Source organism: Curtobacterium sp. MCPF17_031 (assembly GCF_003234035.1).
Taxonomy (GTDB): domain Bacteria; phylum Actinomycetota; class Actinomycetes; order Actinomycetales; family Microbacteriaceae; genus Curtobacterium.
Genome location: NZ_QKSG01000001.1, coordinates 549,245 through 563,166, shown reverse-complemented (window position 1 = coordinate 563,166; position 13,922 = coordinate 549,245). Strand labels below are relative to the sequence as shown.

Sequence of the window (13,922 nt, the reverse complement as noted above, 5' to 3'; positions counted from 1 at the left end):
CGGCGATCGGGGTGCCGCGGAGCAACCGGCCGCGGAGCCCTCGCGGTCGTGGTCATGACGTCGAGCCGGAGGACTCCGGCTTCAACCGCATGCTCAACGGCTGGCGGCGCACCGAACACCGGCGTGGTCGCGAGTGGTCGGTCCAGCCGATCTCGGCAGCGTCCGCGCAGAAGGAGTACCTCTGCCCGGGCTGCGGCCTGACGATCGAGCCCGGCGTCGCACACGTCGTGGTCTGGCGTGCGGACGGCGTCCTCGGCGACGCAGCCGACCTGGCAGCGCGGCGGCACTGGCACCACCACTGCTGGAGCATCGCATGACGTCCGAGCCTGCACCCACCGCAGACAGCGCCGAGATCCGGTCCGGCACGGTCCTTCCCGCCACTCGTACCGACATCGAGCTCGTCACCGACGACCACCTGACCCTCGTCGGCGAGTTGGCAGAACCGCTCGACCGGCCCGCGCGGGGAACCGTCGTCGCCCTGCACCCGCTGCCGACTGCGCAGGGCTTCATGGACTCACACGTCCTGAAGAAGGCCGCCGCGCGCCTGCCCGCGCTGGCCGACATCGCGGTGCTGCGCTTCAACTTCCGATCGGTCACCTCACCTCGCGGTACCTCGGAGGGTGTCTTCGGCGACGGCGTGTCCGAGGGGTTCGACCTCCGTGCCGCCGTGCACGACGTCGTCGAGCGGCGGCTGCCGACGCCGTGGTTGGTCGGCTGGTCGTTCGGCACGGAGGTCGTCCTCAAGCACGCCCTCGAGCACGTCGAGGCGGGGCACGTCGCCGGTGTGGTCCTGCTGTCGCCGCCGTTGCACCGGACCTCCGACGAGGAACTCGCGCGTTGGGCCGCGGTCGAGGTGCCGGTGGTCGCCCTCGTCCCCGAGCACGACGACTTCCTGCAGCCCGACGAGGCAGCCCGACGGTTCGCCATCGCCCCGACGGTCCGGGTCGTTCCCGTTGCGGGGGCGAAGCACCTGTGGGTGGGGGAGAAGTACGTGCGGATCGTCCTTGACGCGATCGCCGATCTCGTCGTCCCGGGCAGCGCTCCGCTGCCGACCCACTGGCCCGCGGACGACCAGCGCCCGTAGCCCGGCCCCGTCCGAGGACGGGGCCGACGCCGCGGACGGCGTCGTCAGCGGACCCTGTCGTCCCGCTCGTCGGAGTCCGACCGGTCGCCCTGCGCCGGCGCCTGCTCGTCGATGACGCCAGCTGCATGGCTCAGGACGCCACGGAGGTTCTCCAGGTACCCCGCCACGGCTTCCCGCTCGGTCCGGATCGCCCCGAGCCGGTCCTCCGCATCGGCCAAGAGCTCGGCGGTCCGGTCCTCGGCGTCTGCGACGAGGCGGTGCGCACGCTCCTGTGCCTCGCGCACCAGGTCGGCGGCGTGCTCCTGCGCGGCGGTCTCCTGTCGGCGGGCGAGGTCCGTGGCTTCCCGCTCGAGGCGGTCGGCGGTCTCACGTGCCGTGGTGGCGCGGCGGGTGGCCTCGGCGAGCTGGAGGTTCGCCTCATCCAGGTACTTCTGCGTCTCGGTGACCGTGGCACGGTGCCGGTCGAGGTACTCCTGCTCGGCGTCGTCGCGGCGCGCGGCGAGTTCGGTCTCGAGGGCCGCGCGGGCGTCGTCACGTTCGCGGGCGATCTCGGCACGCACCTCGTCGCGTTCCTGGGCGAGACCGGCGCGGGCCGTGTCGATCTCCTGGCGGAGGGCGGTGCGCTCGGCCAACAGGTCGTCGAGTTCCGCCGTGCGACGGTCGGCGATCTCGGTGTCGACCTCGGCGTGCTCGCGTTCCCGACGGGCGGCGAGTTCGTTCTCGTGTTCCCGGGCGGCGCGCTCGGCCTCGGCGGTGGCGGCGGCGCGCTCACGTTCGATGCGGGCGACGTGCTCGGCGGTCTCGCGCTCGATCCGGTCGGTGGTCTCCTGCACCCGGCGGGCGTTCTCGGCCGCGGTCTGCTCGGAGTCGACCCGGAGCTGGGCACGCGCGGCCGCGATCTCCTGCTCGAGGTCGGTTCGGGCGACGGCGAGCTCGCGGTCCCACTCGGCGCGGGCGGCGGCCAGCTCCTCGTCGAGGGCACTCCGACGGTCGTCGATCTCGGCGGCGAGTCCGGCCCGGCGCTGGTCGACCTCCGCGGCCAGTTCCGCCCGACGGGTCTCGAGTTCGAGTTCGAGGGCGCGGCGCGCCTCACCGTGCTCGCGCTCCCATGCGGTGCGGGCTTCGGTCAGCGTGCGTTCCAGCTGCTCACGGCGGGTGCGCTCCTCGCGGTCGAGGTCCTCGAGGCGACGGGCCTGGTCGGCCTCGAAGACGCTGCGGCGGTGCTCGGTCTCGCGGTCGAGGTCGGCGGCGGCACGACGGGCATCGGCGGACTCACGCTGGGCGACCTCGCGGAGTTCGGCGACCTCGTGCTCGACCTGGGCGCGGAGGGCGTTGGTCTCGCGGATGGCGACCGAGCGGACCTCGGCGGCCTCGGTGACGGCGGCTCCACGGATGGCGGCGGCTTCGTTGCGGGCGTCCTGCACGAGGATGCCGGCCTCGGAGCGGGCGCGCTCGACGGTGTCGGCGGACTCGGCGCGGGCGCGGGAGAGCTCGTTGGTCGCACGGGTGCGGGCGTCCTCGAGCGTGACCTGGGCTTCGTCGCGGGCTTCGCGCAGGGTGCGCTCGGCCTCGGTGCGGCTGGTGGCGCGGAGCCGCTGGGCGTCGATGTCGGCCTGGCTGATCAGTCGGGTGGACTGCTCCTCCGCGACGCGGAGGGTGGACTCGAGCCGGGTGCCGAGGCCGCTGTAGGTGGGGGTGCCGGCCTCGTCGAGCTCGCCCTGCAGGTCCGAGACACGGGACTGCAGGAGACGGATCTCCTTCGCCGCCTCGGCCCGGTCGGTGTTCGACTTGATCAGTTCGCGGCGGAGGTCGTTCAGAGCCCGTTCGACCTCGTCCTTGCGGTAGCCCCGCAGCTCGGTCCCGAACTCTGCCTCGTCGTTCGCCACGTGTCGCTCCCTGTGGTCGTCCCGGACCACCCCGTGCAGTCCGGACCCCGATTGTAGTGGTGCGTCCGCGTCGGCTCCTGAGGCATGCGGCGGACCCGGGGATGCGCCTCCCAGCTGTCCTGGGTACCCTGGGCCGTTGTCCTGCGCCGATCCACCCACCCCGGCGCGGAGGGAGAGAGATCCGTGCGATTCGTCCTGGCGATCGTCAGCTTCGTCATCGGGGTGCTCCTCGTCGGCCTGGGAGTCGGGCAGCGGACCGTGTTCGCGCCACCCACCTCGATCGTCGCGGCGACGAGCGGGACGAACGCCGCTCCCGTGACCGTGCTGCCCGGCAGCGTCCTCAACGCGAACCCCGGCTACCAGCGCGTCAACGTCTCGGGCTCCGGCAAGGTGTTCGCCGCCTACGGCAAGACGTCGGACGTCGACGCGTGGATCGGTGACGCCGAACACACCACCCTCCGCTACGACGCCGAGGACGCCTCCCTGCAGTCCCGCACCACCGGATCCGGCTCCGACCTGCCCGACCCGAAGGGCAGCGACCTCTGGTACCAGGAGTACGACGATGCCCGTCAGTTCACCGTCCGGCTGCCGGCCGACGTGTCGCTCGTGGTGATGGGCGACGGCTCGGACGCCGCACCCTCGGACATCTCCGTGACGTGGCCGCGCGACACCGCCACGCCCTCCGTGGGTCCGCTGCTGACCGCCGGAGGGGTCTTCGTGCTCGGCGGCCTGGTGCTGCTCGTCTGGGCCTTCCTGCACCAGCGCCGGTCCCGTGGCCCGCGTCGTCGGAGCGGGGGCGGGCGCCCGCCGCGCGTGCGTGCCTCCCGTCGAGCCGCCGCGGCCGGAGCCCAGGTGCCGGCCCGCAGCCGACGTGGTCGCCGCGCGATCATCGCCGTGCCGGTCCTCGTCGCCGGTGCACTCGTGCTGAGCGGCTGCTCCTCGGAGTACTGGCCGACCGGCGGTGGCGCGGACGTCACCCCGACACCGACCGCCACGGCGACCGGTGCCGCTGCCGCGGACACCTCGACCGCCGCGACGAAGCAGCAGATCGGCCGCATCGTGTCCCGCGTGGCGGAGGTCGCCGAGAAGGCCGACGCCGACAAGGACGCCGACCTCGCCGCCACCCGCTTCACCGGTCCGGCGCTCGAGATCCGCAAGGCGAACTACACCATCCGCGACAGTGACGACAAGGCGCAGGCCCTGCCCGCCGTGGACGCCGACGACGTGTGCGTCGCGCTGCCGCAGCAGACCGACACCTGGCCGCGGACCGTGTTCGCCGTGGTCGCCGCGGACTGCACCGACAAGAAGACGGCCCCGCAGGCGCTGACCCTCGTGCAGCAGGACGCCCGTTCCGACTACAAGGTCGAGTACGCGGTCTCGCTCGAGGCCGATGCACAGTTGCCGTCGCTCGCGCCGACCTCCGTCGGTGCCGCTCAGCTCGCTCCGGACACGAAGCTCCTGGCGCTGGCGCCGAACGCCGTCGCCGCGGCGTACGGCGACATCCTCTCGAAGGACACCGAGAGCGAGTCGGCCGACCTGTTCGACAGCGACGGGGACGACCTGCGATCGCGCATCGGCAAGTCCTACAAGGACGAGAAGGCGAAGGGGCTGCCGGACACCGCGAAGATCGAGTACTCGTCCGAGGTGCCCGAGGACACCGCCCTGGCCCTCGCGACGAACACCGCCGGTGCGCTCGTGTCCGTCGACCTCAACGAGGTCGAGAAGGTCACCCCGACGGCGGACGGTGCCGAGGTCAACCCCGAGGGTGCTGTCAAGGCGCTGTCGGGTGTGGACTCCAGCACCAAGGGCGTGACGGCCACGTACGGCGTCCAGTTGCTCTTCTCCGTGCCCCCCGTGGGCTCGGACGACAAGATAGAACTCCTCGGGTTCACTCAGGGCCTGATCGCAGCGAGTGAGGTGCAATGACCAACGTCCCCCCGACCCCGTCCAGCTTGCGTGGAGCGGTCGACCTCTCGTCCCTCGTCGACCGGGCGCAGCGTCCGCCGCAGGGCCCCGGCGTCCCGGCGGCGGCAGCCCCGAGCGGGCCTGCCGCCGGTGCTCCGGCAGCCGGAGCCGCTGGTGACGGCGTACTGAGCGTCCCGTCCCTCGTGATGGACGTCACGGATCAGAGCTTCCAGGACATCGTCCAGCTCTCCACCGTCGTCCCGGTCATCGTCGACATCTGGGCCGAGTGGTGCGGCCCGTGCAAGCAGCTCTCGCCGGTCCTCGAACGACTGACCGAGGAGTACGCGGGTCGCATCGTCCTCGCCAAGGTCGACGCGGACACCAACCCGCAGCTCGTCCAGGCGTTCCAGGCGCAGTCGATCCCGACGGTCGCCGCGGTGATCGGTGGCCGCCCGCTCGGGCTCTTCGTCGGCGCACTGCCCGAGGCCGAGGTCCGCGACGTGTTCGAGCAGGTCCTGCAGGCGGCGGAGCAGAACGGCATCGCCGGCCGGGTCCAGGTCGACGGCGCGATCGAGGCGGACGACGCCGAGCAGGGCGAGCCGGAACCGGAGCCGCTGCCGCCGCACCACCAGGCCGCGTACGACGCGATCGAGGCCGGCGACTACGCCACCGCGATCAGCGAGTACCGCACCGCGATCCTGCAGGATCCGCACGACCAGATGGCCGTCGCCGGTCTGGCGCAGGTCTCGCTGCTCGACCGTCTCGCCGGCAAGACGGCGGACGAGATCCGGGCAGCAGCCGGCGCCGGTCCGTCGGACGTGGCGGCGCAGCTCGCGGTCGCCGACCTCGACATCAGCGGAGGGCACGTCGAGGACGCCTTCGGACGTCTCCTCGACCTCGTCCCGACGGTCTTCGGTGAGGACCGTGAAGCCCTCCGCGTGCGGCTGGTCGAGTACTTCGAGCTGATCGGTGCCGAGGACCCGCGCGTCGTCGCGGCGCGACGGCGACTCGCCAACGCTCTCTACTGAGCCGCGGCGCGCTCGACGCGACACAGGACAGACGGGAGGCCCGGTACCAGCTGGTACCGGGCCTCCCGTCCGTTCCGTGTGCCCCCGCGGGGGAGGTGTGCGTTACTCGGCCAGTCGCAGCCAGACCGCGCCGAGCGGCGGCACGACCAGGTTCGCGGAGGCGGGGCGGCCCGCCCACGGGACGTCCTCGGCCTCGACCGAGCCGAGGTTGCCGACACCGGAACCGCCGTACGCCGAAGCATCGGTGTTGAGCACCTCGTTCCATGTGCCCGCCGTCGGCAGCCCGAAGCGGTGCTCGACGGGGACGCCGGAGAAGTTGACGAAGACCGCCAGCTTCTCGTCACCCGCCTTGCGGAGGAACCCGAGCGTCGAGTGCGGTGCGTCGCCGCTCTCGAGCCACTCGAAGCCCTCCGCGCTGGCGTCGAACGTCCAGAGCGCCGGGTTCTCCTTGTAGACGCGGTTCAGCTCGGCGACCAGGTCCTGCACGCCGCGGTGCCCCGGGTCGTCGAGGAGCCACCAGTCGAGGCCGTTCGCCTCGCTCCACTCCGAGGGCTGCGCGAACTCCTGGCCCATGAAGAGCAGCTGCTTGCCGGGGTGCGCCCACATGAACGCGAGGTAGGCGCGCACGTTGGCCAGCTTCTGCCACTCGTCGCCGGGCATCTTGCCGTAGAGCGAGCCCTTGCCGTGCACGACCTCGTCGTGGCTGATCGGCAGGGTGAACTGCTCGCTGAACGCGTAGACGAACGAGAACGTGATCTCGTCGTGGTGGTACGAGCGGAAGGCCGGGTCACGCTCGACGTACTGCAGCGTGTCGTGCATCCAGCCCATGTTCCACTTCTGCCCGAAGCCGAGCCCGCCGGCGCTCGTCGGCCGGGTGACGCCGGGCCACGAGGTCGACTCCTCGGCGATCATCACGATGCCGGGGTAGCGCTTGTAGGCGGTCGCGTTCGTCTCCTGCAGGAGCGAGATCGCCTCGAGGTTCTCGCGGCCGCCGTGGATGTTCGGCAGCCACTCGGTGCGGGAGTAGTCGAGGTACAGCATCGAGGCCACCGCGTCGACCCGGAGGCCGTCGATGTGGAACTCCTCGAGCCAGTACAGCGCGTTGGCGACGAGGAAGTTGCGCACCTGCGGCTGCCCGAAGTCGAACACGTAGGTTCCCCAGTCGAGCTGCTCGCCGCGGCGGGGGTCCGGGTGTTCGAACAGCGCGTAGCCGTCGAACTTCGCCAGCGCCCACTCGTCCTTCGGGAAGTGGCCGGGGACCCAGTCCATGATCACGCCGATGCCGGCCGAGTGCAGTCGGTCGATGAGGTACCGCAGGTCGTCGGGGGAGCCGAACCGTGCCGTCGGTGAGTAGTAGCCGGTGACCTGGTAGCCCCACGACCCGCCGAACGGGTGCTCGGCGAGCGGCAGGAACTGGACATGGGTGAAGCCCGTGTACTGGACGTGCCCGATGAGGTCGTCCGCGACCTCGCGGTAGCTCAACCCCGGACGCCACGAGCCGAGGTGCACCTCGTAGACGCTCATCGGTGCGTCGTGGGTGGTCGTGGTGGCACGCGCGGCCATCCACCGCTCGTCACCCTCCGACCAGGTGTGGTGTGCGCTCGTGATCACGGAGGCGGTGAGCGGCGGGACCTCGGTCCGGCGGGCGAACGGGTCGGCCCGCTCCACCCAACCGCTGTCGGTGAGGATCTGGAACTTGTAGCGCTGCCCCTCGAGGGCACCGGGCCAGAACAACTCCCACACGCCGAGGTCGTTCAGACGGCGCATCGCGGTGGTGCGGCCCTCCCAGCCCTCGAAGTCGCCGATCACGCGGACCGCGGTGGCACGCGGAGCCCACACGGCGAACGCCACGCCGTCGACGCCGTCCACGGTCTGGACGTGCGCACCGAGGTGGTGCCAGAGCTGCTCGTCGCGGCCCTCGCCGAACAGGTGCAGGTCGAGCTCGCCGAGCGTCGGCGGGAACCGGTACGCGTCGTCGGTGGTCCAGGTCTCGTCGTCCTCGTAGTCGGCCTCGACGCGGTAGCGGCCGAGCTCGCCGCGGGTCGCGCCGGCCCAGACGCCCTCGCCCTCATGACGGAGTTCGACGTCGTCGCCGTCCGGTCGGACGATGCGGACCGCGGTCGCCAGGTGGCGGACCACGCGGACGCTCGTGCCACCGTCGACCGGGTGCGGGCCGAGCACGTCGTGCGGCTGGGACCACCGGCCCTCGGCGACCTGCTGGCGGATCCACTCGTCGACGGGACCGGGTACCGGTTCCGTCGTGGCGGCGGTGGTGCTGGGGGACGTGGCGGGCGCGCCGTCCGTCCGGGAGGCGGCGGTCGCCTCCGTCTCGTCCGGTGCGTCCGTCGTCACTCCGCCGGCGAGGGTGGCCGACTCCGGCACGTCGCGTGAGGGTGTCTCGGGTGCGGCGGCCGGAACGCCCGGGAGGTCCTCACCCGGTGCCGAGGTGTTCGGCTCGGTGCGGACGACCTGACGGGGGATCGCGGGCGGCGGCGGCGGGACCGGCGGCAGGCCCGGTCCACGGGGCGGCTGTGGTGCGCCGTCCAGTGCTGCGCTGTTCTGCCCGGTGCTGTTGGGATCGGTCATCGGTGCGGTCCTTCCACGACGAGCAGGTGCACGGGCTCCTGGAAGGCATCCAGGCGCACGTAGTTCGAGGAGCCCCAGGTCCAGCGGGCACCGGTCACGACGTCGCGGACGTCGAACTCGGTGCCGGGCTCGAGCCCGAGGGCGGTGAGGTCGAGGTGCACGGTCGTCTCACGAGCGGAGTGCGGGTCGACGTTCGCCACGACGATCACCGTGTCGTCCCGACCGGACCGGGTGAACCGGCCGGGCAGGTGCTTGGAGTACACGACGATGGCGTCGTCCTCGGCACTGTGCACGGTGGTGTTCCGCAGCTGCCGGAGCGCAGGGTGCGCCGACCGCAGGCGGTTGAGCATCGTCACGTAGGGGGCGAGGCTCGCGCCCTCCGCCTCGGCGAGCGCGAAGTCACGGGGCTTGTACTCGTACTTCTCGTTGTCGATGTTCTCCTCGGAGCCCGGGCGGGCGACGTCCTCGAAGAGCTCGTACCCGGCGTACATGCCCCACGTCGGGGCGCCGGTCGCGGCGAGGGCGGCGCGCACCTTGTAGCCGGCACGGCCGCCGTACTGCAGGAACTCGGTGAGGATGTCCGGCGTGTTCACGAAGAGGTTCGGGCGCAGGTAGGCGCTCGTCTCGTGGGAGAGCTCGTCGAAGTACGTCTCGATCTCCTCCTTCGTGTTCCGCCAGGTGAAGTACGAGTACGACTGCTGGAACCCGGTCTCGGCCAGGGCGCGCATCATCGCCGGGCGGGTGAACGCCTCGGCGAGGAACACGACGTCCGGGTGCTCGTCGCGGACCTCACGGATCACGCGCTCCCAGAACCACAGCGGCTTGGTGTGCGGGTTGTCGACGCGGAACACCTTGACGCCGAACGTGATCCAGTGGCGCAGGACACGGAGCACCTCGGCGACCAGGCCCTCGGGGTCGGTGTCGAACTGGATCGGGTAGATGTCCTGGTACCGCTTCGGCGGGTTCTCGGCCGTGGCGATGGAGCCGTCGGCGCGGACCGTGAACCACTCCGGGTGCTCGGTGACCCAGGGGTGGTCGGGGGAGCACTGCAGGGCGAAGTCGAGTGCGACCTCCATGCCGGTGTTCTTCGCGGTCTCGACGAAGGCGCGGAAGTCGTCCTCGGTGCCGAGGTCCGGGTGGATGGCGTCATGGCCACCCTCCGGCCCACCGATCGCCCAGGGGCTGCCCGGGTCGTCCGGTCCGGCGGTCAACGTGTTGTTCGGGCCCTTGCGGGCGGTCCGGCCGATCGGGTGGATCGGCGGCAGGTAGACGATCTCGAAGCCCATCCGGGCCACGGCGGGCAGACGACGGGCCGCGGTCCGGAAGTCGCCGCTCTTCCACGAGCCGTCCGGGTTGCGCTTGGCGCCCTCGCTGCGGGGGAAGAACTCGTACCAGGCGCCGACGCCGGCGCGGGTGCGCTCGACGTCGAGCAGCTGCAGGGCGGAGCTCGTGCGCAGCGAGTCGATCGGTGTCTCGGCGATCTCGGCGACGACGCGCGGGTCGTCCACGGCGGCCAGGCGTTCGGCCGCGTCGAGGTCGGTGTCCCGCAGGCGGGCCGCGGCACGGGCGGCCACGGCGGAGCCCTGACGGTCGAGCAGTGCGGCACCGTCGAGCAGGGTCGCCTCGGTGTCGACGCCGGCGGCGATCTTCAGTCGGGCGCCGTGCACCCAGGTCGCCCAGTCGTCGGAGTACGCCTCGACGTGCCACTCCCAGACACCGGTGCCCTCGACCTGCACGGTCGCCTCGTAGCGATCGGTGCCCGCGGCGACGAGCGTCAGCGGGACGCGGAGGGTGCGCTCGTCGACCTGAGGCGCCGCGGGTGCAGGGGTCTGCTGGGCGACGGCCTGCGTCGTCTCGGGCTTCTGGCCGAGGGGCCGGACGAGGACGAGGTCCGCGCCGATGATGCCGTGCCCCTCCCGGAAGACGGTCGCTCCGAACGTGATCACCTCCCCGTCGAAGCCCTTGCCCGGGAAGCCGTTCGGCGTCGTCGGGGCGAGTTCGGTGATCGGGATGCGCCCGATCTTCGGACGCCGGGGTCGGTCTACGGAGGCCACGGAGCAGACGCTACCCGGCTGGGCCGTCCGTGTTCCCCGGGAAGCGTGTCGCGCCTCCGGACCCGGTGTTGAACGGGGCCGTCCGTCAGACGACCTCGAAGACGTGGATGCCGGGGCCGTAGGCCGTGAACCCGGTGCCGGCGGGGCGGTGCCGGGAGTGGTCGCGGTGCTTCTCGCTGGACCAGGCCAGCCGGTACGCGAAGACGTCCTCGCGCGTCGGCAGCGTCAGGTCGCGGGTGCGTCCACTGCCGTGCACCACCACCAGCACGCGGTCGTAGGGCTCGTGCTCCGGCGTCGACTCGACGAAGTACTGCAGGGCACGGTGGATGGGCTGGTCCCAGCCCTCGGCCGTCATCGCCTGTCCGTCCGGGCCGTACCAGGTCATCCGCGACGCCGAGGGCGTGGTCTGCCCGGGGACGCCGAACCGCGACGGACGGAGTGCCGGGTGCGCCGCGCGGAGCCGGGTCAGGGCGGCCATCGCCTCGGTCATGGACTCGGCGTCCTCGTCGTCCGACCAGTCGACCGGTGTCAGGTCGTCGGAGACGACGTAGGCGTTGTTGTTGCCGTTCTGGGTCCGGCTGCGCTCGTCACCCGCGGTGATCATCGGCACGCCGGCGGAGAGCAGCACGGTCGCCATCAGGTTCCGCATCGAGCGCCCGCGCGCCGCACGGACGCCCCGGTCCGCGGTGTCGCCCTCGATGCCGTGGTTGAACGAGCGGTTGTCGTTCGAGCCGTCGCGGTTCTCCTCGCCGTTCGCCTCGTTGTGCTTCGCGTCGAAGGACACCAGGTCGTGCAGGGTGAAGCCGTCGTGGGCGGTCACGAAGTTGACGCCGGACAGCGGGCCACGCTCCGCCCCGAACAGGTGGCGCGAACCGGTGAGGGCCCCGGCGAGCGCCCCGATCCCGGCGTCCGGGGCGCCGCGGCGGCGTTCGTCGGCGATGTCCTCGAGCCAGAACTTCCGCACCGTGTCGCGGAACCCGTCGTTCCACTCGAGGGTGCGGGCACCGAAGGAACCGGTACGCCACCCGTCCGGCCCGACGTCCCACGGTTCCGCGATGACGAGCGTGTCCTGCAGGTCGGGGTGGTTCCGGATCCGCTCGAGCAGCGGGTGCTCGGGGTCGAACACGTGGTCGGCGTCGCGGGCCAGCGACGCCATCAGGTCGAAGCGGAAGCCGTCGACCTGGACCTCACGCGCCCAGTAGCGCAGGCTGTCGAGGACCAGGTCGGCGGTCGCCGTCACCGAGGTGTCGAGGGTGTTGCCGCAGCCCGTCGTGTCGTAGTAGGTGTCGGTGTCCGACCAGCGGTAGCGGCCGGCACCGTCGATCCCGCGGAGCGAGGTCGTGGGGCCGCCGAGACCCTCTTCCGCGGTGTGGTTGTAGACGACGTCGAGGACCACCTGGATCCCCGCCTCGTGCAGCAGTCGGACCATGCCCTTGAACTCGCGGAGCACCCCGTCGGCACCGGCGGCCCGGGCTCCGGCGGAGGCGTGGCCCGCGTGCGGGGCGAAGAAGCCGAGCGTGTTGTAGCCCCACGCGTTCTCGCGCCCGGCCTCGCGCAGCCAGCGCTCGGTGTCGAACGCCTGCACGGGCAGCAGCTCCAGCGTCGTCACGCCGATGCGCTGCAGGTGGGCGATGGTGCTCTCGTGCGCGATGCCGGCGTACGTGCCACGGAGCTCCTCGGGGACGGCCGGGTTCGCGCTCGTGAAGGTCCGGACGTTCGCCTCGTAGACGACGGCCCGGTCGAGGGGGACGACGGGCTTCGTGACGCCGCCCCAGTCGAAGTCGCCGTCGACGACGACGCTGGTCCAGCGGGTGCCGTCGGCGCCGGCCTCGGCGTCGGCGTCGGCGTCGGTCGCGACGATCCCGCGTGCGTACGGGTCGAGGAGCGGGCGCGTCGGGTCGAAATCGTGCCGTGGCCCCGACGGTCCGTCCACGAGCAGGTGGTACGTGTCCCCGACCTGCACGCCGGGCGTGCTGGCGCTCCACTCGTCGGTGTCGCCCTGGCGTGCCAGGGGGAAGGCGCCCCGGCCGTCGACGACCACCGTCACCGCGGTCGCCGAGGCGGACCGCACCGTCATCCGGGGGTCGCCGTCGTCGACCCGGAAGCCGGGCGTGGTCTCGGTCGCGGTCTCGTACACGCCCCCAGGGTACGAGGCCGACCGGGTATCCTGAAAACGCTCCAGAAAGGGGTACCCCGTGCCCGTCTACCTCGACCACGCCGCGACGACGCCGATCCTGCCCGCGGCGCTCGCCGCGTTCACCGACGCGATGGCGACGGTCGGCAACCCGTCGTCGATCCACAGTGCCGGCCAGCACGCCCGGATGCTGCTCGAGGACGGTCGTGCCCGTGTCGCCGCGTCGCTCGGCGCCGACCCGGTGGAGGTCGTCTTCACCTCGGGCGGGACCGAGAGCATCAACCTCGCGGTGAAGGGGCTGTTCTGGGCGCGGCAGCGCGACCGTCGGCGCCCCCGCATCGTGGTTCCGGCGGGGGAGCACCACGCCACCGTCGACACGGTCGACTGGCTGGAGCGCCACGAGGGCGCCGTCGTCGACGTCGTCCCGCTCGACGCGCAGGGTCGCGTCGACCTGGCCGGACTGGAGGCCCGACTCGCCTCCGCCGACGACGTCGCCCTGGTCACGTTCCTGTGGGCGAACAACGAGGTCGGCACCATGCAGCCCGTCGAGCGGATCGTGGCGCTCGCGCACGCGGTCGGCGTCCCGGTGCACAGCGACGCGGTCGCCGCCTACGGGCAGGTCCCGGTGGACTTCGCCGCCTCCGGGCTCGATGCGCTGAGCGTCTCGGCGCACAAGATCGGTGGTCCGGTCGGGGTCGGCGCGCTCGTGCTCGGCCGACGCGCGGTCGTCGAACCGCTCATCCACGGCGGCGGCCAGCAGCGCCAGGTGCGGAGCGGCACGCAGGACGCCCCGGGTGCCGCGGCCTTCGGGGTCGCCGCCGCCGCACCGCACCCCGACGTCCGGCACCTGCGGGACCGGTTGGTCGACGGGGTCCGGGCCGCCGTGCCGTCCGCGGTGCTGATGGGGGACCCGGTCGACCGGCTGCCGAACAACGCGCACTTCACGTTCCCGGGTTGCGAGGGGGACTCGCTGCTGTTCCTGCTCGACGCCGCCGGGGTCGCCGTGTCCACCGGGTCGGCCTGTCAGGCCGGGGTGCCCGAGGCCTCGCACGTGCTGCTCGCGATGGGCCTCGGTGAGGACGACGCCCGCGGCGCACTCCGGATCACCCTCGGGCACACCTCGACCGAGCAGGACGTCGACGCCTTCCTCCGGGCGCTGCCGGTCGCCGTCGAGCGTGCCGGTGCGGCGGGTCTGGCGCGCCGGGAGCCGTCGCTCGGGCGCTGAGTCCGGCGTCGAGCCGGACG

At 72.3% G+C, this 13,922-nt stretch carries 9 protein-coding genes; 5 read left to right on the top strand and 4 right to left on the bottom strand.

Annotation, left to right across the window (positions count from 1 at the left end; all coding sequences use genetic code 11):
* Positions 1 to 11 precede the first annotated feature (11 nt).
* The gene (locus DEJ31_RS02605) at positions 12 to 317 is read left to right on the top strand and encodes a hypothetical protein (RefSeq protein ID WP_181421432.1); all 306 of its coding nucleotides are present in this window, start codon (positions 12 to 14) and stop codon (positions 315 to 317) included.
* Positions 314 to 1,084, top strand: a complete 771-nt coding sequence (locus DEJ31_RS02600; RefSeq protein ID WP_111043855.1) for an alpha/beta hydrolase — start codon at positions 314 to 316, stop codon at positions 1,082 to 1,084. The genes DEJ31_RS02605 and DEJ31_RS02600 overlap by 4 nt, the downstream gene beginning before the upstream one ends.
* 44 nt (positions 1,085 to 1,128) lie before the next feature.
* Here the strand turns inward: DEJ31_RS02600 and DEJ31_RS02595 are convergent, their stop codons facing one another.
* Entirely contained in the window at positions 1,129 to 2,970 is a 1,842-nt protein-coding gene (locus DEJ31_RS02595; protein ID WP_181427340.1) for a hypothetical protein, read from the bottom strand.
* Positions 2,971 to 3,153: 183 nt separating this feature from the next.
* Here DEJ31_RS02595 and DEJ31_RS02590 point away from each other — a divergent pair, with 183 nt between their 5' ends.
* Both DEJ31_RS02590 and DEJ31_RS02585 read left to right on the top strand, forming a co-directional pair.
* Complete coding sequence (locus DEJ31_RS02590; protein ID WP_110902056.1) at positions 3,154 to 4,896, top strand: hypothetical protein; 1,743 nt, start codon at positions 3,154 to 3,156, stop codon at positions 4,894 to 4,896.
* Positions 4,893 to 5,903, top strand: a complete 1,011-nt coding sequence (locus tag DEJ31_RS02585; RefSeq protein ID WP_111121127.1) for a tetratricopeptide repeat protein — start codon at positions 4,893 to 4,895, stop codon at positions 5,901 to 5,903. Before DEJ31_RS02590 ends, DEJ31_RS02585 begins: the two co-directional genes overlap by 4 nt.
* A gap of 102 nt (positions 5,904 to 6,005) precedes the next feature.
* Here DEJ31_RS02585 and glgB read toward each other — a convergent pair whose 3' ends face one another.
* The 3 genes from glgB to DEJ31_RS02570 form a co-directional block, all read right to left on the bottom strand.
* Positions 6,006 to 8,489, bottom strand: coding sequence for a 1,4-alpha-glucan branching protein GlgB (gene glgB, locus DEJ31_RS02580; RefSeq protein WP_258366086.1), 2,484 nt, complete (start codon positions 8,487 to 8,489; stop codon positions 6,006 to 6,008).
* Entirely contained in the window at positions 8,486 to 10,543 is a 2,058-nt protein-coding gene (locus DEJ31_RS02575; protein ID WP_111121126.1) for a maltotransferase domain-containing protein, read from the bottom strand. The genes glgB and DEJ31_RS02575 overlap by 4 nt, the downstream gene beginning before the upstream one ends.
* A gap of 85 nt (positions 10,544 to 10,628) precedes the next feature.
* Positions 10,629 to 12,680, bottom strand: a complete 2,052-nt coding sequence (locus DEJ31_RS02570; protein ID WP_111121125.1) for a glycogen-debranching protein — start codon at positions 12,678 to 12,680, stop codon at positions 10,629 to 10,631.
* Positions 12,681 to 12,738: 58 nt separating this feature from the next.
* Here DEJ31_RS02570 and DEJ31_RS02565 point away from each other — a divergent pair, with 58 nt between their 5' ends.
* Complete coding sequence (locus DEJ31_RS02565) at positions 12,739 to 13,902, top strand: cysteine desulfurase family protein (RefSeq protein ID WP_111043851.1); 1,164 nt, start codon at positions 12,739 to 12,741, stop codon at positions 13,900 to 13,902.
* Positions 13,903 to 13,922 lie beyond the last annotated feature (20 nt).

Bases quoted from the DNA above. Each gene is read 5' to 3' on its own strand.
- DEJ31_RS02585 (WP_111121127.1), top strand. From the start codon at position 4,893: ATGACCAACGTCCCCCCGACCCCGTCCAGCTTGCGTGGAGCGGTCGAC.
- glgB (WP_258366086.1), bottom strand. From the start codon at position 8,489: ATGACCGATCCCAACAGCACCGGGCAGAACAGCGCAGCACTGGACGGC.
- DEJ31_RS02600 (WP_111043855.1), top strand. From the start codon at position 314: ATGACGTCCGAGCCTGCACCCACCGCAGACAGCGCCGAGATCCGGTCC.